This is a genomic window from Peptoniphilus indolicus ATCC 29427, assembly GCF_000227315.1.
GTDB lineage: Bacteria > Bacillota > Clostridia > Tissierellales > Peptoniphilaceae > Peptoniphilus > Peptoniphilus indolicus.
On the sequence record NZ_JH165061.1, the window covers coordinates 695,305 to 716,612 of the forward strand.

At 33.1% G+C, this 21,308-nt stretch carries 23 protein-coding genes and 1 other annotated feature; of the genes, 15 read left to right on the top strand and 8 right to left on the bottom strand.

What is annotated here, in order from left to right:
• The first annotated feature begins 56 nt into the window (after window positions 1-56).
• From typA to HMPREF9129_RS12200, 3 genes are read left to right on the top strand one after another with little or no spacing between them, the layout of a single operon-like run.
• Window positions 57-1,880: a translational GTPase TypA gene (gene typA, locus HMPREF9129_RS03070; protein ID WP_004820245.1), complete on the top strand. Its 1,824-nt coding sequence runs from the start codon at window positions 57-59 to the stop codon at window positions 1,878-1,880.
• A 29-nt stretch (window positions 1,881-1,909) separates the two neighbouring features.
• Complete coding sequence (gene cls, locus HMPREF9129_RS03075; RefSeq protein ID WP_040552245.1) at window positions 1,910-3,367, top strand: cardiolipin synthase; 1,458 nt, start codon at window positions 1,910-1,912, stop codon at window positions 3,365-3,367.
• 9 nt (window positions 3,368-3,376) lie between these two features.
• The gene (locus tag HMPREF9129_RS12200; protein WP_004820249.1) at window positions 3,377-3,508 is read left to right on the top strand and encodes a hypothetical protein; all 132 of its coding nucleotides are present in this window, start codon (window positions 3,377-3,379) and stop codon (window positions 3,506-3,508) included.
• A 258-nt stretch (window positions 3,509-3,766) separates the two neighbouring features.
• On the opposite strand, the gene HMPREF9129_RS03080 is transcribed toward HMPREF9129_RS12200, so the two are convergent.
• Genes HMPREF9129_RS03080 through HMPREF9129_RS03090 form a run of 3 tightly spaced genes read right to left on the bottom strand, consistent with a single transcriptional unit; the run spans window position 3,767 to window position 5,931 of the window.
• Complete coding sequence (locus HMPREF9129_RS03080; RefSeq protein WP_004820251.1) at window positions 3,767-4,288, bottom strand: methylated-DNA--[protein]-cysteine S-methyltransferase; 522 nt, start codon at window positions 4,286-4,288, stop codon at window positions 3,767-3,769.
• 36 nt (window positions 4,289-4,324) lie between these two features.
• A complete protein-coding gene (gene ymfI / locus HMPREF9129_RS03085; RefSeq protein WP_004820253.1) occupies window positions 4,325-5,041 on the bottom strand; it encodes an elongation factor P 5-aminopentanone reductase in 717 nt (238 codons plus the stop codon).
• 2 nt (window positions 5,042-5,043) lie between these two features.
• Window positions 5,044-5,931 carry a diacylglycerol/lipid kinase family protein gene (locus HMPREF9129_RS03090; RefSeq protein ID WP_004820255.1) on the bottom strand — a complete coding sequence of 296 codons (888 nt, stop codon included), beginning with the start codon at window positions 5,929-5,931 and terminating at the stop codon, window positions 5,044-5,046.
• A gap of 248 nt (window positions 5,932-6,179) precedes the next feature.
• On the opposite strand from HMPREF9129_RS03090, the gene HMPREF9129_RS03095 reads away from it, so the two are divergent.
• The 7 genes from HMPREF9129_RS03095 to HMPREF9129_RS03130 all read left to right on the top strand — a co-directional run bounded on the left by HMPREF9129_RS03095 (window position 6,180) and on the right by HMPREF9129_RS03130 (window position 13,360).
• Complete coding sequence (locus HMPREF9129_RS03095) at window positions 6,180-6,983, top strand: transporter substrate-binding domain-containing protein (protein ID WP_050794613.1); 804 nt, start codon at window positions 6,180-6,182, stop codon at window positions 6,981-6,983.
• Between the two features lies 1 nt (window position 6,984).
• Window positions 6,985-7,656: an amino acid ABC transporter permease gene (locus tag HMPREF9129_RS03100; protein WP_040552248.1), complete on the top strand. Its 672-nt coding sequence runs from the start codon at window positions 6,985-6,987 to the stop codon at window positions 7,654-7,656.
• The gene (locus HMPREF9129_RS03105; RefSeq protein WP_004820261.1) at window positions 7,649-8,371 is read left to right on the top strand and encodes an amino acid ABC transporter ATP-binding protein; all 723 of its coding nucleotides are present in this window, start codon (window positions 7,649-7,651) and stop codon (window positions 8,369-8,371) included. Before HMPREF9129_RS03100 ends, HMPREF9129_RS03105 begins: the two co-directional genes overlap by 8 nt.
• Window positions 8,372-8,492: 121 nt before the next feature.
• Window positions 8,493-8,730 (top strand) — a binding site (T-box leader).
• Between the two features lie 79 nt (window positions 8,731-8,809).
• Window positions 8,810-9,961 carry a hypothetical protein gene (locus tag HMPREF9129_RS03115; protein WP_004820265.1) on the top strand — a complete coding sequence of 384 codons (1,152 nt, stop codon included), beginning with the start codon at window positions 8,810-8,812 and terminating at the stop codon, window positions 9,959-9,961.
• A gap of 9 nt (window positions 9,962-9,970) precedes the next feature.
• On the top strand, window positions 9,971-11,152 hold the full coding sequence (locus HMPREF9129_RS03120) for a M20 metallopeptidase family protein (protein WP_004820266.1): 1,182 nt from the start codon (window positions 9,971-9,973) through the stop codon (window positions 11,150-11,152).
• A 63-nt stretch (window positions 11,153-11,215) separates the two neighbouring features.
• Window positions 11,216-11,980, top strand: a complete 765-nt coding sequence (locus HMPREF9129_RS03125; protein WP_004820268.1) for a PHP domain-containing protein — start codon at window positions 11,216-11,218, stop codon at window positions 11,978-11,980.
• 63 nt (window positions 11,981-12,043) lie between these two features.
• The gene (locus HMPREF9129_RS03130; RefSeq protein ID WP_004820270.1) at window positions 12,044-13,360 is read left to right on the top strand and encodes a D-alanyl-D-alanine carboxypeptidase family protein; all 1,317 of its coding nucleotides are present in this window, start codon (window positions 12,044-12,046) and stop codon (window positions 13,358-13,360) included.
• Window positions 13,361-13,434: 74 nt separating this feature from the next.
• Here the strand turns inward: HMPREF9129_RS03130 and HMPREF9129_RS03135 are convergent, their stop codons facing one another.
• Entirely contained in the window at window positions 13,435-14,058 is a 624-nt protein-coding gene (locus HMPREF9129_RS03135; protein ID WP_004820272.1) for a hypothetical protein, read from the bottom strand.
• Window positions 14,059-14,233: 175 nt separating this feature from the next.
• On the opposite strand from HMPREF9129_RS03135, the gene selD reads away from it, so the two are divergent.
• From selD to HMPREF9129_RS03160, 5 genes are read left to right on the top strand one after another with little or no spacing between them, the layout of a single operon-like run.
• Window positions 14,234-15,241: a selenide, water dikinase SelD gene (gene selD / locus HMPREF9129_RS03140; RefSeq protein WP_004820274.1), complete on the top strand. Its 1,008-nt coding sequence runs from the start codon at window positions 14,234-14,236 to the stop codon at window positions 15,239-15,241.
• 4 nt (window positions 15,242-15,245) lie between these two features.
• A complete protein-coding gene (yedF, locus tag HMPREF9129_RS03145) occupies window positions 15,246-15,833 on the top strand; it encodes a sulfurtransferase-like selenium metabolism protein YedF (RefSeq protein ID WP_004820276.1) in 588 nt (195 codons plus the stop codon).
• The gene (locus HMPREF9129_RS03150) at window positions 15,827-16,027 is read left to right on the top strand and encodes a putative Se/S carrier protein (protein ID WP_004820277.1); all 201 of its coding nucleotides are present in this window, start codon (window positions 15,827-15,829) and stop codon (window positions 16,025-16,027) included. The genes yedF and HMPREF9129_RS03150 overlap by 7 nt, the downstream gene beginning before the upstream one ends.
• Window positions 16,011-17,153, top strand: a complete 1,143-nt coding sequence (locus tag HMPREF9129_RS03155; RefSeq protein WP_040552253.1) for an aminotransferase class V-fold PLP-dependent enzyme — start codon at window positions 16,011-16,013, stop codon at window positions 17,151-17,153. The genes HMPREF9129_RS03150 and HMPREF9129_RS03155 overlap by 17 nt, the downstream gene beginning before the upstream one ends.
• A gap of 45 nt (window positions 17,154-17,198) precedes the next feature.
• The gene (locus tag HMPREF9129_RS03160) at window positions 17,199-18,062 is read left to right on the top strand and encodes a histidine racemase CntK family protein (protein ID WP_040552254.1); all 864 of its coding nucleotides are present in this window, start codon (window positions 17,199-17,201) and stop codon (window positions 18,060-18,062) included.
• Between the two features lie 44 nt (window positions 18,063-18,106).
• Here the strand turns inward: HMPREF9129_RS03160 and HMPREF9129_RS03165 are convergent, their stop codons facing one another.
• From HMPREF9129_RS03165 to HMPREF9129_RS11915, 4 genes are all read right to left on the bottom strand, one after another.
• The gene (locus HMPREF9129_RS03165; protein ID WP_004820283.1) at window positions 18,107-18,925 is read right to left on the bottom strand and encodes a DUF4300 family protein; all 819 of its coding nucleotides are present in this window, start codon (window positions 18,923-18,925) and stop codon (window positions 18,107-18,109) included.
• A 54-nt stretch (window positions 18,926-18,979) separates the two neighbouring features.
• Window positions 18,980-19,795: an EFR1 family ferrodoxin gene (locus tag HMPREF9129_RS03170; protein WP_004820285.1), complete on the bottom strand. Its 816-nt coding sequence runs from the start codon at window positions 19,793-19,795 to the stop codon at window positions 18,980-18,982.
• A gap of 6 nt (window positions 19,796-19,801) precedes the next feature.
• Window positions 19,802-21,016, bottom strand: coding sequence for an AI-2E family transporter (locus HMPREF9129_RS03175; protein WP_004820286.1), 1,215 nt, complete (start codon window positions 21,014-21,016; stop codon window positions 19,802-19,804).
• A gap of 15 nt (window positions 21,017-21,031) precedes the next feature.
• Window positions 21,032-21,308, bottom strand: a 277-nt coding sequence (locus tag HMPREF9129_RS11915; RefSeq protein WP_218916019.1) for a hypothetical protein, incomplete at its 5' end; no start/stop codon positions are given.

The following is a 21,308-nucleotide window of genomic DNA, read 5'->3' on the forward strand; positions in this document are numbered from 1 at the left end:
TTTTTATATACAAATAAACAAGCTGTGATATAATTTTTAGAGATTGGAGTGAAAAGATGAATAAAAGAGACGATATAAGAAATATAGCTATTATTGCACACGTAGACCACGGCAAGACAACTCTTGTAGATGCATTATTAAAACAATCAGGTATTTTTAGAGAAAATCAAGTTGTAGAAGAGAGAGTAATGGACTCGAATGCAATAGAAAGAGAAAGAGGAATTACAATTCTTTCAAAAAACACATCTGTAATGCATGATGGGGTTAAGATAAACATAATAGATACCCCGGGGCATGCCGATTTCGGAGGAGAAGTTGAACGTGTATTAAAGATGGTAAACGGGGTTGTCCTTTTAGTAGATGCATTTGAAGGACCGATGCCTCAAACTAAATTTGTTTTAAAAAAGGCATTTGAATTAGATTTACCGGTAATTGTTGCAATAAATAAGATAGATAGACCGGGAGCCAGACCTGAAACTGTAGTAGATGAAGTATTAGATTTATTTATAGATTTAGGAGCTAGTGATGACGCTCTTGAAAGTCCTCACGTATTTACATCAGCAAAAGCTGGAATAGCAAAGCTTGATTTAAATGATGAGACAACAGATATGAGTGCTCTATTTAATACCATAATCGATTATATACCGGCACCTGATTATGACGTAGAAGCACCTTTCCAAGTTTTAATTTCAACTATAGACTACAATGACTACGTTGGTAGAATTGGAGTTGGAAAAGTTGAAAGAGGACAATTTAACCAAGGTGACACAGTAGTAATAGTAAACAAGGAAAAACCTGAACTATGCAAGAAAGTTAAGATAACAAATATATATGAATATGAAGGACTTGAAAGAGTACCGGCTGAAACGGCAAAGGCGGGAAGTATAGTTGCAGTTTCCGGAATTGAGGATATAAACATAGGAGATACAATAGCTTCTACAGAAGATCCAACCCCATTGGAGTTTGTAAAGATTTCAGAGCCTACACTATCTATGAATTTTTCAGTAAATGATTCTCCATTTGCAGGACGTGATGGTAAATTTGTAACATCAAGGCAAATTAGAGCAAGACTTTTCAGAGAACTCCAAACAGACGTTGGACTTAGAGTTGAAGATACTGATTCAACAGATTCTTTTAAAGTTTCAGGAAGAGGAGAACTTCACCTTTCAGTCTTAATTGAAAATATGAGACGTGAAGGATATGAGTTCCAAATTTCTAAACCGGAAGTTCTTTACAAGACTATAGATGGAAAATTACATGAACCGATGGAAATTGTTACGATAGACGTTTCAAATGAACACGTTGGGAGCGTAATAGAAAAACTGGGAAGACGTAAAGCAGAACTTGTTTCAATGCAAGAGCCAACAGGCGGATATGCAAAACTTGAATTTAAAATGCCGGCACGCGGATTAATAGGATATCGCTCAGAATTTATGAGTGATACAAAGGGAAATGGTATATTAAATACACTTTTCTTAGATTATGAGCCATATAAGGGGGATATACCAAGACGTATGGATGCTTCAATAGTATCTTTTGACACAGGTACAGCATCTGCTTACGGACTTAACAATGCTCAATCAAGAGGAGACTTATTTGTAAAACCTTCAGAAGAAGTATATGAAGGCCAAGTTGTTGGGCAATCTCCAAAGGGCGTTGAAATTGAAGTTTCAGTAACTAAGACTAAGAAACAAAGCAATGTCAGAGCTTCAGGGGCAGATGAAGCGCTCAAACTATCTCCAACGGTAGATATGTCTTTAGAAGAAGCTCTTGAATTTATTGAAGATGATGAGTTAATAGAAGTTACTCCGGTAACTTTTAGAATAAGAAAGAAAATTTTAAATTCACAAATAAGATATAAATCTAAAAAAAATAAGTAGGTGGTAAAGTGTTTACACCATTTTTTAGCATGGATAGAGTGGTTAGTTTCTTCTCTGCGTATGGAATAATATTTATATTAAACTTAGTTTTTTCTGTGATAATTATTTTTACAGAGAAGAGAAAACCAACATCTACATTGTTATGGGTCATGGCAATTAATTTTTTACCAATAATAGGATTCATACTCTATTTGATATTAGGACAAGACCTTTCAAAGATAAAAATTTTCGACAAAAAAGAGAAAATTGAAAAGAAGATGTACTATATTGCAAGAAACCAAATAGCTACATTGGAAAGAGAAGTTGAAAAAGGCGAAAGTATATATGGATATTTGGATATGATTCATATGTTTAACATGGGTGAAAATGAAATAATGTATTCCAACAATCAAATTGAAAGATTTATAGATGGGGAAAGTTATTTTAAAACCTTGATAGATGATATTAAAGCGGCAAAGACTTCAATTTATATCCAGTCATATATTTTCAAATCTGATAATTTGGGAACAGAGATAATAAATCTTTTAAAAGAAAAAGCTAAACAGGGATTGGAAGTAATCTTATTAGTAGATGGTATGGGTGGAAGAAAATTTAAGAGCAAGGATAGGAGACAACTTGCTGAAGCTGGAGTAAAAGTGGAAGTATTTTTTCCGGGAATTTTTAAAAACATCAATACGCGTATCAACTACAGAAATCATAGAAAGATAATTGTAATAGATCATAAAATTGGATATGTCGGAGGATACAACATAGGAGATGAATATATTTCAAGGAGCAAAAAATTTGGATTTTGGAGAGATACTCATCTTAGAATAGTTGGAGATGCTATAAGAGGGTTAGAATTTAGATTTTATCTAGATTATAAATTTGCATCTGGTAAAAGAGCAAGCATGGCGCCAATGACATTTATTAAAACTGAAAAAGATTTGGCGTCCAAAGGTTCAGAAGTTTGTATAGTTACCAGTGGACCGGACACAAAAGTTGACTCTGTTAGAAACGGATATGAAAAGCTGATAACAAAAGCAAAGAAGAGAATTTTTATACAAACTCCATACTTTGTTCCGGACGAAGGACTTTTTAAATCACTTAAAGTCGCAGCTCTTTCAGGAGTAGAAGTAAATATAATGATACCGAGAATAAGGGACCATATATTCGTACATTGGGCTTCACTTTCTTTTATTGGAGAGTTGTTGCATTGGGGCTGTAAGGCATATTACTATGAAGGCGGTTTTATGCACAACAAGATAGTTATTTCAGATGATGTAGTATCAAGTGTGGGCACTGCTAATTTTGATATAAGAAGTTTTGAATTAAACTTTGAAGTAAATGCATTTATTTTTGATAGAGACATGAATGCTAAATTAGTTGAAGACTTTTATAGAGACGTTGAGAGCTCAACAGAAATAACATTGGAAAATTACAAAAACAGACCTTGGCATATAAAGGTGAGAGAGGGTTTCTCAAGACTTTTATCGCCAATACTCTAAGAGGATAGAATGAAATTTATAATGAAAATATTTTTGATAGTTGTAATTGCAATTACAATAATGAACATTGTTGACTTTAGAAAGTATGTGCATGTGGACAAAATGGATGGAGTCAAAGTTCTAGAGCCATCTAAGAAATAAATTACAATAAGAGGTTGTTATCCTAAATTGGTGACAATCTTTTATTTGTAGGATACGTTTAATAGATTTATTAAAAATTTGATAAATATATTTGAAGAGAATGAAATTTAGCAAACAGGTTGGAAAAATGGTAATTAAAAAGATGTCATAACAAAAGGTGCCAAGACAGTTGTAATTGAAAATGGCGGCAAAACAGACACTGAAAATTTAAAAAAATATATAGATTAAAAAGGCAGGTATCTAATTTGATATCTGCTCTTATATTTTTGGAAGGTAGAAATTATCTTTATATGCTCCTTCAATTTTAAGTAGTTTAACTTTTTTGTCGATACCACCGGCATACCCGGTTATGCATCCGTCACTTCCGACAACTCTGTGACAAGGAATTATTATTGAGATTGGATTGTGACCTATGGCTCCGCCAACAGCTTGAGCTGACATTTGTTTTAAATTATTTTGTGAAGATATTTTTTTAGCTATTTCACCGTAAGTTGTTGTAGTTCCGTATGGAATATCCATCAAGAGTTTCCAGACTTTTATTCTAAAGTCAGTGCCTTTTAGCTTGATAGAGGGTGTAAAGTTTGGGATTCCACCATTAAAATAAATATCCAACCAAGATTTAGTGGTCTCAAAAATTGGAAGGTTATTTTTTATAGCATTTGATTTATGGAGTTCTTGATAGTATTTTGCGTTGACATAAGATAAATTTATTAAATTCTCTCCGTCACTAAACATAAACATTTCTCCGATAGGTGAAATATAATTTTGAATGTAGTTCATATATCCTCCTTCCAAAAGAATAGATAGTAAATCAATTTATACACCCATACCGCCATTTGTTGAAATTATTTGACCTGTCATATATGAGTTTTTATCCGAGATTAAGAATGATACTAACTCAGCTATTTCAGTTGGTTCCGCCATTCTCATCATAGGTATATTCTCACAGATGTATTTTAAATCTTCATCGGTGTAGCATTTCATCATTTCAGTATTCACAGTTCCGGGAGCAATGGCATTTACTCTTATATTGGAAGGTGCCAATTCAAGTGCCAAAGATTTTGTCAAAGATTCTATTGCGCCTTTAGTTGCAGAGTAAGCAACCTCACAAGATGCACCATGAGAACCCCAAATAGAAGATACGTTTAAGATTACTCCTCGTTTATTTGATATCATATCGGGAAGGACACAGTGAATAGTATTAAAACATCCGCCTACATTGACGTTAAATAGCTTTTTCCATTTTGCAACTTCTAAATCTTGAAATAGAGATACCACAGAAATTCCGGCGTTGTTTATCAAGACATCTATATTTCCGAAGTCGGATTTTATTTTATCAATCATAGTTTTAACTTCATTATAATTTGAAACATCAGCTTGGTAAGCTTTTGTGTTGAGGTTTTTTGCCAATGCCTCGGCAGCGTCTTTACTGCTATTGTAGTTGATTAAAACTTGGTAGCCATCTGCAAATAGTTTTTCAGATACTGCTTTGCCAATTCCCTTAGCGCCACCGGTTATAAGTACTTTTTTCAAAATTAAAGTCCTCCCAAGTATACAAATTTAATTGCAGATTTTAAAATTTTAAAATCAATTTGTTTAGTTTCAAAAATTTCACCATTTACATTAGATAGTATAGTATCGTTGCTTTTAATAGTACCAGACTCAACTTCCAAAATATCTATTTGAGGATATTTTAAATGTAGTCCCTTTTTATAAGAAGGGAGTATTTTTAAAATATTTATTAGGTTTAATTTTTTTACTAAAACAACTTCTAAAATTCCGTCATCTACTCTTGAGTTTGGAGAAGGATTGAAACCATCGCCATAATAACTGCCATTGCAAACAGCTCCAAGAGTAAATAAATCATCAGCTTTATATATTTTTCCATCCCTTAAATTCAATTCAATATCTAAGTGTAAAGCAAAAGGCTTAAAAATAGATCTGAGTATTCCGAAAGGATATGCTTTTGCTTTTAAAAATGGAAATTTTTCAAGAACTTTATATGTATTTGACAAAGCTATTGTATCAAGTCCAAAGCTTAATATATTTATACAAAACATATCATTTAGCTGAATTATGTCGCAAGTTTTGACAACGGGATTTAGAGTATCGTCTAATGAAAATTTAGAGTAATCAAAATTTTTTGAAAAATCATTTGCAGTGCCAAGTGGAATTAAGCCAAGTGCAGCTTTTTTATTCACAAGCTCTGATGCAGCTTCATTTAAACTTCCATCTCCGCCGCACACATAGATGATACACTCTTTATCCGAATACTTGCGAGTTATTTCTTTTATACTATTTTTATTTTCAGTTGTATATATTTCAAACTCCAAATCAGCTTTAGAATATATGCTTATTATTTCCTTTTTTAAATCTGCATACTCATTTCTAGATTTAGAGCTTATTATAAAAATTGTTTTCATAACTTAGATTTTAATATAAACCTATGGAAATTTCTATACCAATAGTTATTCATATTTTAATACTTGAAATTTTTTAAAATTTTAATATAATATTTTAAATTTTAAAAAAGGGGGCCTTAATCTTGGGTTACTTAGAAAGCTGCAAGAGAACATGGAAAATAACCTTAAACTTTTCCAAACCCATGAGAACCGATTAATTTTTTGAGAGATATAACTTATGTAAATAAAAATTAATGGGGGAAAGAAAAATGAAAAAGTTAGTATCAATTATGGCAATGGGAGTATTGCTAATGGGTTTAGTTGCATGTTCAGGAGATAAAAAAGAAACTAAGGTTGAAGATTCTTTAGCCAAGATAAAAGAAAGTGGCACTATTATTCTTGGAACAAGTGCAGACTATCCGCCTTATGAATTCCACAACATAGAAAATGGAAAAGATGAGATAGTTGGAATTGATATAGAAATTGCTAAAGCAGTAGCTGAAGATTTAGGTGTTGAGTTACAAATAAAAGATATGTCTTTTGATGGTCTTATTGCAGCTCTTAATGTAGGAGAAATGGATTTTGTAATGTCAGGTATGGCGTCCACTCCGGAACGTGAAGAAGCAGTAGATTTTTCAATTCCGTACAATGAACAAGGTCAAGTTTTACTTGTAAGGGCAGAAGACGTTGAGAAATATAAGTCGGTTGAAGATTTAAAGGGGCTTACAATTGGAACACAATTTGGAACTGTTCAAGAATCTTATGCAAAAGAAAACTTCAAAGATTCTGAAGTTAAATCTATTCAAGATAATAATGCAGTTGTAATGGAACTTAAAAATAAAACTTATGATGTTGTATTTGCAGCAAAAATAGTTGCTGAGAAATTTGCTTCTATGCAAGAAGGGTTAGCTACGGTAGATATTGGAGCTCCTAATGAACCCGGTTATTCAGCAGCAGTTAAAAAGGGAAATACTGCACTTGTTGAAGAAATCAACAAGGCCATAGATAAACTAAAGGCAGAAGGTAAAATCGAAGCGTGGATAGACCAATATTCACAATCTGCGGGTGAATGAGATGATACAAAAGGAATTAGAATTTATTGGTAAATTCTGGCAATCCTATTTAGCCGGTACGGGGATGACACTGCTCTTTTCAATATTGGGAGTAGTGTTTGGAACCTTACTTGGCTTTTTAATTTCCTGGTTAAAACTTAGTAACAACAAAGTTTTGAGGACGATAGGTACAACTTATGTGGAAGTAATAAGAGGAACACCACTTATGGTCCAATTACTTATCGTGTTTTTTGGTCTTAAAGTATATTTACAAGACACAAATGCTTTTTTTACAAATGCAATATTTTTGTGTACATTGGCGATAGTTATGAACGCCGGAGCTTATATAGCTGAGTTAATAAGAGGTGGAATATTATCTGTAGATAAAGGTCAATTTGAAGCCGGTCGTTGTTTAGGTCTTACTCAAAGACAAACGATGAGAAAAATTATATTGCCGCAGGCCTTTAAGACAATTTTGCCGGCTTTAGGGAATGAATTTGTAGCCTTGATAAAAGAAACTGCCATAGTCTTAATGGTTGGAATGCCGGATATAATTTATAGAGCAAATGCAATTAAAGCTTCAACTTACCAACCTATAAGGCCTATGATATACGCTGCAATATGCTATTTCATAATGACATTTACACTTTCAAAAGCAATGAATAGAATTGAAAGGAGGATGGCAAATGATTAAGACGCTAGGACTTAAAAAGAGATTTGGCAATTTAGAAGTTTTAAAGGGAATAGACCAAGAAATAGATAAAGGGGAAGTGCTTGTAGTTATCGGACCATCCGGATCAGGAAAGTCTACATTTTTGAGATGTTTAAATCTATTAGAAGTTCCGGATGAGGGTGATGTAATAGTGGATGGAGAAAAAATTAATCAAAAAGGTGTGAATATAGACCATGTGCGTGAAAAAATGGGAATGGTTTTTCAGCAATTTAATTTGTTTCCACATATGACTATTTTAGAAAATATAACTTTGGCACCAATAAATGTAAAGGGCATGAATAAAGTTGAGGCAGAGGAAAAAGCTTTGGTACTTCTAAAAAGATTTGGATTAGAAGATAAAAAGAACAGCTATCCAAAATCTCTATCAGGTGGCCAAAAACAACGTATTGCAATTGTCAGAGCGCTTGCTATGGAGCCTGAAGTTATGCTTTTTGATGAACCTACATCAGCACTTGATCCTGAAATGGTAGGGGAAGTATTAGATGTAATGAAAACTTTGGCTGAGGATGGTATGACAATGGTCATAGTAACTCACGAGATGGGATTTGCTAAAGAAGTTGCAGACAAAGTAATATTTATGGACGGAGGATATATTGTAGAACAAAATACTCCGGAAGAAATATTTAATAATCCGCAAGAAGAGAGAACTAAAGACTTCTTTGGAAAAATATTATAAATCTATCCAAGCTTTTATGCTTGGATATTTTTATGTAAACAGTTGAAATGGTTAATGCTTAAATCCAAAATAAATTAAATTCAAACTTGACATAGATTAAAATTTATTCTAAAATCGTTTCAACAAGCCGTTAAAAAAGAAGAGTAGGTATAAATAGAATTTTGTAGAGAGTGATTGTTTGGTGAAAGATCATAAATTCGTTTATAGTGAATGGACTTTTGAGGGTGGGAGGAAATGCGTAGCAGAGTATTGCCCAACGGAACCCTACCGTTATCTTGGGACCAATATGATAGTATTGGATGAGTGTGCGCAAGCAAATTTGGGTGGTACCGCAGAAGTTACAGACTTTTGTCCCAGTTGGGATGAAAGTCTTTTTTTATTACATAAATTAGATTTTCATCCTTCTCATTCAATCTCTAAAAAGAAGGAGAGAAAATTATGAAACCAATATTTGCATTAACTTTTTTGGCTTTTGTGTATCTGTTTGGAGAAATAGTGGCAGAGAAAACAAGGGCAAGGCTATCAATTACTTTAGTTATTTCAATAACTTTATTAATTGGTTTTGGAACATTAATACCAAAGACTATTTTTGAGGATTCAAAGATAATACCATTTTCGATGAACATTGTGGGATTATTGCTTACATCACTTGGAACAAGGATAAATTTTAGAGAATTGAGAAAACAGTGGAGAACTGTAGTGATAGCATTAACTGGCACGAGTATTAGTGTGCTCGGGATTATAGCTATTGGCAGTTTTATAATAAATCGACAATATGCTTTGGCAGGAGCCCCGATATTTGCAGGAGGAAATGCTGCGGCATTGGTTATGATGGAGAAATTAAATACAATCAGATTTAAAGACGTTCAGACATTTTGCATAATGATGTTAATTACTCAAGGGTTTGTGGGTATTCCAGTTTCATCATATTTATTGAGAAGAGAAGCCAAAGAATATATAGAAAATAAAAAATATTTAGAGAAAAGACTTACAGATATCACTAAAAAAGCATACAAGGTTAAATTTAATATGCCAGATGTTTTAGATAGACCTATGGGACATTTTGTTAGGTTGGGAATAGTTACTTCTTTTGCAAGTGTATTATCTAGCGCTACTGGTATACACTATTTTATAATTTGTTTGCTATTGGGAATAGTTTTTTATGAAATTGGATTTTTAGAAGAGGATAGCTTGAAAAGGACAGACAGTGCAAATTTAGTTTTATTTTTAACAACATTAGTTATATTTTCAAATTTAGCTGATGTAACAATTTTTAAAATTATAGAACTTTTATATCCGCTTTTAATTTGTCTTTTTACAGGACTTATATTCGCAGTATTTTCAGGATATTTTTTAGCTAAGGTTTTTAGAATCAGTTATAAACTTGCGATATCGTTGATACTAACTTGTACATTTGGATTTCCTACTACATTTTTTATACCAAATGAAGTAGCTGAAGCGATAGGAAGAAATGAAACAGAAAAAAAGATTATAGTGGATTATCTTGAGCCAAAGATGTTGACAGCAGGATTTATTACAGTAACTATATTTTCTGTAATAATTGCAGGAGTTTTAGTCAAATTTTTATAGGGGGAAGTTATGAATAAATTTTTAAAAGATGCTTTAGATATACAAGAAGAAATAATTTCAAATAGAAGAAGATTACACCAAAATCCGGAAATTGGGTTTGAATTGCCTGAGACTTTAAATTTTGTGAAAAATGAATTGAAAAGCTACGGACTTGAACCAGAAGAATGCGGCAGATCGGGGATAGAAGTTACAATTGGTAAAGGGGAGCCGGTTTTTCTATTGAGAGCAGACATGGATGCCTTACCAATGGAAGAGCAAACTTGTGTTGAATATACTTCGAAAAATAAATTCACACATAGTTGTGGGCATGACGCTCATACGGCAATGTTACTAGCAACTGCTAAAATACTAAAAAATAGAGAAGAAGAATTAAATGGCACAGTGAAATTGATGTTCCAACCTGCAGAGGAATTACTTAAAGGGGCATTAGATATGCTGCAAAATGGAATATTAGAAAATCCAAAAGTGAATGGAGCATTAGCACAACACGTTATGTCGGGAGAAGATGATAATAAAATTGGACACGTATATATTTCAAAAGGGGAAGTTTCAACAAGTGCGGATGCGTATAGGATAATAGTAAATGGAAAACAATCTCATGGCTCCACACCTGAAAAAGGAATAGATGCTGTGATAATAGCTTGCCATATAGCGATAGGTTTACAAAATATACTAGCAAGAGAAATTTCATCTGATGAGAGTTGTGTATTATTAGTTGGGAAAATTTTGGGTGGAGCAACGGTTAATACAACTGCTGGTAGAGCAGAGTTAGAAGTCAGTATAAGAACACGAAAGGAATCTGTAAGGGAATTTGTAAATAAGCGGATGAAAGAAATTGCCGAAGGAATATCTAACACATACAGAGCAAGTGTTGAAATAATCCACACAATGCAAGCTCCGTCAGTATACAATGATGAAAAATTGGTAGATGAAGTTATAAGCTCTATAGAGCAGGTAATTAATAAAGAAAAAATACACGTGGTCAATGCAATGAAGGGAACAGAAGATTTTGCATATATTTCACAAAAAGTTCCATCAGTATTTGTTCAAATTGGCGCGGGGTCTCCGGACGAAGGGTACAAGTTCAATAATCACAATCCGCAGTTTAATATAGATGAAAGTATTTTAGCTAAAGGTGTTGCAATTTATTGTCAAGTGGCTTTAGATTATCTTAATAAAAATAGCATTTAATTAATTTGCCTCATAGTGAGGCGAATTTTTTATTGAGTGATATAATATACATCAGGTGATAAGATGCAAGAGTATAATTACCATACACATACATATAGATGTGGACATGGGGTTGGAAGAGAAGAAGAATATGTTAAGTCTGCAATTGAATCGCAATTTAAAGTTTTGGGTTTTAGCGAACACTTGCCTTTTGAAGATTGGATAGTTCCACATGAAAGGCCTACAATGGCGGAAAAAGTTGAATATGAAAAAATTGTAAGAGAATTAGGGAGTAAATATCCCGAAATAAAAATAAAATTAGGATATGAAACAGAATATTTTAAAGATATGGACAGTTATATAAAAGAGACATCAGAGAGAGTTGATTATTTGATTTTAGGTCAACACTCTCTTGAGAGAACTGATTTATATCTACATGATAGTGCAACTGATTATGAAGTTAGAAAGATGGCTGAAATTGTGTGCAAAGGGCTTAGCACAGGGTATTTTAAATATTTAGCACACCCGGATTATTTTATGAGGGCAAGAGAAACTTATTCCAAAGAATGTGATAAAGCTATTAGGCAGATTGCAATAGCGGCAAAAGAAAATTGTGTTTATGTGGAGTTGAATTTAAAAGGCTTTTTAATATCAAAAGGGATAGTTGACGGAGAGGAAACTAACTACTATCCATACAAAAAAGTATTTAAGACAATGTCAGAAATAGGGCCTAAATTTGCAATAGGATATGATGCTCACAGTCCGAAGTTTTTAAATAATCGAGATGCTGAAGAGCAACTTAGAAAAGCTTATTCATATTTAAAAATCGAAGAGAGAGAATTTATATAAAACAATCTTATAAAAAGTTTTATATGTTTTGAAAACTCTGATAAAATATTTGAGAGGTGAAATATGAAGAAACTGACAATTTTTCTTCTTTCTTTAGTCTTACTTGGTGAAAACTTAGTATATGCGAATTCTGAAGTTAAAACTCCTGAAAAAAAGGAATCCAATGTAGAGACAGAAATTAAAGAGATTAGAAATCAAAATATTTTAGTCCCAACTAAAAAAGGTGTTCAGAAGGCAACACAGGCAGAAGCTGACAAGATAAAGAGTTTAGAAGAACGACCTTTGGAAAGTTTAACCGGCTCATATATTTTGGGGGACTATAAAAGCGGGAAAATACTTGAATCATATAATATAGATGAAGTTAGAGCGATGGCATCAATGTCTAAAATAGTTGGAGTTTATGTTGTATTTGATGCGATAAAGGCAAATAAAATTTCTATGGAAGATAAAGTTACTATCGATTCCGAGGCGGCAAGACTTACAGGTTCAACGTACAAGTTGAAAGAGGGAGACATAGTGGCGGTCAAGGACTTGATAAAAGCGGCATTAGTAGTTTCAGGAAATGATGCGATAACATCTCTTGGGAAACATATATACGGCTCGAAAGAAGAATTTGTAAATGAAATGAATGAAAAGTGTAAAGCTCTTGGACTTAAACATGCCGAGATGGTAAATCCAACAGGGCTTACAGATTATTCAAATGAAACATATAATAAGATGACCACAAGAGAAATGTTTATATTGGCGAGACATTTTATAAATGATTATCCTGAGGCATTGAAGTACACTTCAATAGAATCGATAATTGAGCCTGAGAGAAACTTTGAAGAATATAATACCAATCCGATTTTAGGGGTTGTAAGAGGTGTAGATGGATTAAAGACAGGATACACAAATGCAGCAGGCAGATGTCTTATGGCAACAGCCCTAAAAAAGGGGGAAGGAAAGAGTTTAGACACAAGGTTAATAGGAATTATAACAGGAGCTCCAAGCGACTGGGCTAGATATGTAGCTGCAAAGAAATTAGTTGGTGGCGGACTGGAGAAATATAGATACACAGTGATAGGAAATCTTGAAGAACCCGTAGCAAAGTTAAAAGTAGAAAATTCGGAGGCAGGGGAAGTAAATGTATTTGAAAAATCTACGGGCAATGTGCTTTGGGACGGGAAAAGTGAGATTAAAAAAACTGTAACGCTAAAAGAAGGTCTTTTAGCTCCAATTCCGGCTGGTGAAGTTGTGGGTAAAATTACTTACACTATGGATGGAGAAGAGATTTTAAAACAAGATGTAATAGTAAAAGATAGAGTTTTACAAAAAGGTTTTATCTATAAGATACAACATATCTACAGAGATATTATAAATAACATAAAAGCAGCTTAAGACACTTTGGAGACAAGGTGTCTTTTTGTAATTTAAAACGAGATGTCAATACATCTCGCAATATAACATAATTATTAAAATTCAAAACTATCTATAATATTTTTCAATTCGGCAATAGATTTTACGTTATTTATAGTATATGCCTTATTATCAAATTTAAAAACTCCAAGATATGTAGGCGCCTCTTCTGAACCGGATTTGATTATATATACAGTAGTGTTAGCTATTTTATATTCTTCTTCAATACTAAAGTTTCCCATCAGTTCCTTAGGGATGCCTTTTTGAATAGGATTATTGACCCATTCAATAGAAAGAAAAGGTGGATCACTAACTTTAAAATCAAAAGAATTTATAAGAGAATCAAAAATCATATTTGAAGGGAATACAACTATTTGAGAGAGTACACCGTCTTGAAAATATTTTGCACAGTATTCTTGATTAGAAAAATAAGTTGAGTTGATAAAACTTATTTCTAAATCATTGGACAGTTCTGATAAATTTGTATATTTTTCAGATTTCAAATGGTATCCATTTTGAAGTTTTTTCTTTTCTATGAGTTTAAGATTTTTAGTATTTGTACGAATATAAGTTACATCATGAGTTAAGTTTTCAAGATTTATATTCTTATTTTTAGAATTTGTACAAGAAGTCAACAAGAATATAGTACTTAAAAAGATTAATAAAAATATTTTTTTCATTGATACACCTCCATTTATATGGTAGCACCAATAATAAAATTATAAAAGGTTATCATGAAGAGACTTTTAATAAAACATATAAAAACAAGAGATTATAATCTCATTTAAAGGATTTTAGTTATTTATTTAACCAAAATCAAAAATTGTGATAAAATTAAATAATCGGAGGGATTTTATGAAACTTGATGTATGTGGTGGTTGCAATGCTAAAATTGGAGCAGGAGACTTAACCGGAATTTTAAAGAGTTTACAAATTCACAAAAGAAATGATGTGGTAGTTGGTTTTGATGGAAATGAGGATGCTGCCATTATAAAGGTAACAGATGACATTGGCGTAGTTACTTCGGTGGATTTTTTTCCTCCAATGGTGGAAGATCCATATCTATTCGGTAAAATAGCTGCGGCAAATGCGCTTTCTGATCTATATGCAATGGGAGCTGAACCGATTAGCGCCATGAACTTAGTTTGTTTTCCTGAGGGTGAAGACTTGGGGATTTTAGAAGAAATTTTACGAGGGGGGGCAGAGGTTTGTAAAGAGGCTGAGTGCACTTTGACGGGTGGGCATTCAATTCATGATGCAAAAATAAAATACGGTTTGAGTGTTCTTGGAAGTGTAAATCTGAATAGGTTTTATAGAAACAACACACCTGAGTCCGGAGATGTACTTATACTCACTAAACCACTTGGTGTCTCCTTACTCATGAGTGGCTACAGTATAGGAGAAGTTAAGCACGAAGATTATGAAAAAGCTGTGGCAAGCATGGTAAGATTAAATAAAGAATCTTTTGATGTCTTAAAAAATTATGATGTTCATGCTCTTACTGATGTTACCGGATTTAGTTTGCTTGGTCATCTATCTGAAATGATGGAAGAATATTCTGCGGTTTTAAATTCAAAAGATATAAAATTTTTAAGTGGGGCTAAAAAGGCTGCCGAAGACTTTTTATTCACTGCCGGCGGGCAGAGAAACAGAAGAGCGTATAGTAAGAATGTAAATTTTGAAGTAAACGATTTTGCAATGGAAGAAGTTTTGTTTGATCCTCAGACTTCGGGAGGACTACTCATAAGTGTTTCATCGAAAGATGCTGATGAACTATTCGATAAGCTTATAGAAAATAGAATAGACGCTTCAAAAATTGGAAATGTAGTAGAAAAACGAGATTATAAAATTTATGTGAGGTAGAGAAATGAAAGAAATTAATGCAATGGGACATGCTTGTCCAAGACCGGTTATAATGACTAAGAAGGCAATTGTTGAAGAAAATTTAGAAGAAGTTTTGGTGAAAGTAGATAATGAAATAGCGACTGAAAATTTATCTAAAATGGCAGAACAACTTGGATTTAGTGCTGAAGTAAATAAAATTTCAAATGCAGAATATGAGGTTGTTATGAACAAGAAAGAAGGCGTGTGTTCAATTATGGAGATTCAACCTGAAACAGATGAATTTATAGTTGTGTTTTCATCGAATGAGTTAGGCGGGGGAGAAGAATCTTTCTCAAAGACTCTTTTAAATGGGTTTGTATATGCACTAACTGAACAAGATAGAGTTCCAAAGTATGTTGTGTGCTACAACAAAGGTGTTGAAATCACTACTATAAATGAAAAGACAGTGGAAGACTTGAAAGTTTTAGAGCAAAAGGGAACTGAAATATTATCTTGCGGGCTATGTTTGGAAAACTACGGATTAAAAGAAAAATTAAAAATTGGAACAGCAACTAATATGTACAGAATTTGCGAATTACAATTAAAATATAAAACAGTAAAACCATGTTAAAGTATGTGACTTTTGAAAGTTCGGGGCATGCTATGACTGCAGACAGGTTAATAGATTTAAGCGGAGTTAGATTGATTCCGCTTCCTACTAAAATCGATGCGGGTTGTGGTCTATGCTTAAGAGTTGAAGAACATTTAGAAGAAGTAGAAGAAATTTTGAAAGAGAATGGGATTAAATATGAAATCTTTGAATAAAATATATTTTGACAATGCGGCAACCACTGTTCAAAAGCCAAAGGAAGTTGCCGAAGCAGTGTACAATACAATTGCAAGTGGAGAATTTTCTAATCCATCAAGAGGGGTTTATCCATACTCAATGAATTCTTTGGGTTTGGGTCTGGATACAAGGCTCGCAGTGGCAAATTTGTTTTTAATAGAAGACTCTATGAGAGTGGTGTTTACAGAAAATATAACAGCATCGTTGAATATAGCGATAAGAGCCTATTTGAAATCAGATAAACATGTCATAACTACTCAAAATGAACATAACTCAGTTTTAAGGCCGTTGTTTGATTATATAGATGATGTATCATATGTCAGATTGAATTCTGATGGAAATTTGATTTATGAAGATTTTGAAAAACTTTTAAAACCTGATACACAAGCTGTAGTTATAAGTCATGTTTCAAATGTATCGGGGATAGTTATAGATATTGAGTTCATATATGAATTTTGTAAAAAGCATAATTTATTTTTAATAGTAGACGGGGCTCAATCGGCGGGCTGTATTGAAGTGAACTTGAATAGAGAATTGCCGGAAATGGTATATTGTTTTACAGGGCATAAATCTCTATATGGGCCTCAAGGCACAGGTGGAATGGTAATTTTGACGGATAGGAAGCCGACACAAGTGTTTAGTGGGGGAAGTGGGTTTGATTCTTTTAACGAAAGACAACCGGAAGTAATCCCTGATATTTTTGAAACCGGAACGAGAAATATACACTCGATAGCCGGTTTGAAATCCGGGGTTGAGTATGTGAACTCTAAGGGCATTAAAGATATAGAGAGAGAGTTAAATGATAAGATGCAGTATCTATATACTGGACTTAAGAAGTTTGAAAAAATTGAATTCTATCATAATTTTGAAGGTACGAGAGCGCCAATTGTATCATTTAATGTAAACGGGTTCGCTTCAGAAGAAATTTCCGAGTACTTAGCATATAACGGAGTGATGACACGGGCGGGGATACATTGTGCACCTCTTCATCATAAGGCTCTTGGAACAGCAAGCAGGGGTATGGTAAGAATGTCTTTATCCACTTTTAATACATATGAAGAAATTGAGAAGGTTCTTGAAATAATAGGCAAAAAAGTAGTGTAAATTAGTACGGTCTTGGGTAGAAGTCTAAAGAAAAGAGAGGTTGTTATGAAAAAATCATTTGAATATTTTAGAGCAAATCCGGCCGGCAATATAACCGGATATGTAATAACTCCTGTATATCCGGGATATAGAAGAGCTTATGCAAAGGAAATTATAAAGAGAGACCCTTCAGTTGAACAAGTGGGGTTCATAAGTCCAAGTTATGATGGAGCACCACTTAGAATGGATATGATGGGCGGAGAATTTTGCGGTAATGCAACGAGAGCGTACGGACTTTATTCAGCAAGTTTTTATGAAAGTGAAGGAGATGTGCAAATAGAAGTGTATGTTTCCGGAACTGAAGGCCCTGTTAATGTAATAGTAAATCAACAAGAACAATCTGCATATGTTAAAGTTGAAAAACCTAAAGAAATTGTAGATGTTAAAATTGATGAAGATACATTTAAGGCGGTTGTGTTCTCCGGCATAATTCACTTGGTTGCGGAAAGAGGAGAAGACCCTGAGTTTGTTCAAAAAGCTTTGAACGTGTTAAAATTTGAATTTAGTTCTGATGCATATGGAGTTATTTTCTTAAATGTAGAGAAGAAAGAAATAGTTCCTTATGTTAATGTGCCATCTGCTGAAACTTTGGTTAGAGAGGGTTCATGTGCTTCAGGCTCTATAGCGGCAGCATATGTGTTAAATGCAAAAGAAGATCCTGATTTTGAAGCAATAATTAAAAATCCAAATGGAGAGCTTGAAATTTTTGCTGATTTCACAAACGGAATAGAATATATAATTGGTGGGCCTGTTGAAATAGGCAAAATTGAAAAAGTTACAATAGATATTCCGGCTGAAGAAGTTAAGAGAGTTAAAATAGAGCATGAAAAAGAGTTAGAAACAATAAATAGAGAAGCTAAAGAAGATTAAAATATTTAGAGCCCTGCAATGCAAGGCTCATTTTTTATGAATTATTAATTTAGAAAACTGTCATTTAAAGTTATTATAGGTCGTGCTTCAGGTTGCCCGTCAGAAAAATCATATTTATTTAATAAATACTCTGCAAGTTGATTTAAGTCACTAAATTTTACAACTTGATAAGGTTCTGAAAAAGCTAGTTTTTCAATAAATAATAATTCGTCTTTTTCTTCGATTAATATACCTGTGTGCCCTACAAATAAAATATCAGTGTCGGGTTTTATTACTTGGTCGTGCAAATAAACTGAAACTAATTTTATATTCGAGTCGGCAAATTTAAAACCATATTTTTTAAAACCATTTTTGATATTCTCTTTATGAACTTTCAAATCTTTGGCGTTTTCAGTATCAAAACTTTGGAATAAAGTGTTGAATTTATTTATATCGTCTTGTGAAAACTTATCCTGATTTAAAGTTTCGTAGTCAAATAAGAGATGAGATGTGGAATTTTCATCGAACCCATTTCCTTGGAATAAATCTTTATATAGAGTGTAGGAGGTTATTCTGCAATTATATCCAACATAGTTATTTTTAGATAACCATTTATCTTGTAAAGTATATGGGTCATATGTTGGCTCTTTTATAGATTCAAAATCTGATACCATATTTTCGGTTCCTACAGTGTCATAAAAATTTGAAAGCTGTTTTTTAAAAGTTTCAACTTGTGATGATGAAACTCCATTTGCAACAAGTTTTTCAGAAATGGACTCAATCATTTTGTCGTCAACTAAGTTTGAATAAGTTGGATCTGACATTTGTTTTGAACAACCTACTAAAAGAAATGTAAGTACAGATAGAATTAATAATTTTTTCATTTTGACTCCTTTTATAGTTAAAAGACTTTTCCAATTAGGATAAGTCAGAAATTTTTATAAAAAATAAACTGGCTCGCTACGTCTTTCATAGATTTCTTCAAGTTCTCTTTGATGGAATAAATATCCTTCATCTGAAAAATATTTTGCTCCGGTAGGACATTTTTTAACACAGGCACAACACTTCATGCACTTTCCCGGAACTTGTGACACATCTTCGAAGTCTATTGAACCAAGTGGGCAAGATTTAGCACAAATTTTACAGTTTATACAAGCTTTAAGATTTGTCATAGGTTTTATTTTTACAAAGTTAATTTTATTTCCATGACGGTCTTGTGGTGTGAAATAAGGTCTTATAGGGCTTTCACCCTTTGGCTTTGATTCTGATAAGTTATTTGTCTTAATTTTTTGAGCTACGCAGGTTGCAAATTCTCTGACAATTTTCATATCGCTTTCGTCAGGGCGTTTTGCGCCAAGTGTTGTGGAGAAAGAGTGTTCTCCGATAAATGCACCGGAGCCGACAACTTTCATTCCGCCATTTGTCATCAACTCAGTAAGTTCTATAAGTGAGTCGTCAAAGTTTCGATTACCATATAGTACGATTGAAACTCCCAGTGCACCTTTTGCATTTATTTGGTTTAGATATGGCAGAAGTAAGTTTGGAACACGTCCGGCATAAGTAGGTACTCCAACTACTACGATATCATTTTCGTTAAATTCGGGCATTGTTTTTCTTGCATGGGGTAGAGTGAAATCATAGTCTGTGTGCTCAGATATTTCTAACTCTTTTTTTAATGTTGAAATAAATTCGTGAACAACTTTGTCTGTGGTAGTTGTTGCTGAAAAATAAAGTGAACAGATGCGATAACTCATTTTAATCTAATCCTCCTGAAGTTCTGAGTTCATGTTTAATTTTTTTAATCTATATTCGGTATATTCACCGAGTAAGGTATATATTACGGCAACCAACGGTATGAATACCCACATTCCTACAATTCCTCCAAGTGCACCACCTACAATAGTTGCAAATAGGGACCACATAGCGGGTATGCCAAGTTTGTCGCCGACAATTTTAGGATAGATAATATTTCCTTGTATCTGTTGTAGAACTACCATCAACACCAAGAACAGCATGGCTTGGAATGGAGAGTCTATTAGGATAAATATAAAACCTATTGCCGCTCCAATAAGCGGTCCTACGATTGGAATTAAATCTGAGAATCCAACCAGCACTGAAATCATAGCTGCATAAGGCATTCTAAAGACAAACATAGATACAAATGTCATAACACCTATGATGAGGGCATCGAGTAATTGACCTTTTACAAAGTTGAAGAAATAGAAATCTATCAAGTGTCCAATGTGTATTATAAACGCTCCAATTTTAGTTCCGCCAACAGAATATAAAATCCTCTTAGTTTGTCTGCCAAGTCTATCCTTATCCAAAAGTACATAGATGCTAAACACAAAAGCCAAAAGCGCATTGGTAAAACCTGAAAAAATTGTGTTTGCAATGCCTGAGGCAGTTTGCACAGCATTTGTATTAAAACTTAAATCTTCAGTTAAGAAGAAGTGTTTAACTTGCTCAAAAATATAATTTAAACTCAAAGAGTTGTAAAAAGTTTGAATTTTTTCAGCAATAGGGGACAGTTTTGGGAATCTGTTTACAAATTCTATTAATTTTTCAAAGAAAGCAGGTATTTGTTTTTCTAATGATTGCAAAGATATAATAAGTTGAGGAATAACCATTGACATCATAAAGATAATAATTGATATTACCAAAAGTATTGAGACAAAAAGTGAAATACCTCTTGCAGCTTTCTTTAAAAACTTTGAATTGGTGTGTTTTAATATTAACTTTTCAAAAAAATTCATAGGTATTTTAAGTACAAATGCAATTGCACCCCCAAGCAAGAATGGGAACAAAATAGATATGATTTTGGAGAATATAAGTTGAACAGATGAGAATTTCAAAAAGAAGAAATATAGTAATATTCCTCCAAATACAATAAGTGCAAGAGACTTATGTGAATAGGTTGAATATACAATCTGCCCATCATGTTCTTGTGTTTGCAATTTTAAATTTTCTTTCATAAATCATCCTTTTCCTTAATAATCATGGTACATAGAATCCAGGATAAATACACTGGATAAAAAAATAAGCTCATGTTCTGAATATTTTTCATCAAAAGACAATGTGTAGACTTTTTGAGAACGGATTAACTTTCCATTTATAGACGCGATTTTTTTGTCTTTTAACATAAGGGAATATGTTTGAGATTTTACTTCTCCCCATAATGTAACTTTACCAAGAGGAGTTCTAAAGTATAAATCGGGAACTCGAAAATTTCTACCTTCTCGAACAGTAATTGAAGAAGCATTTGAT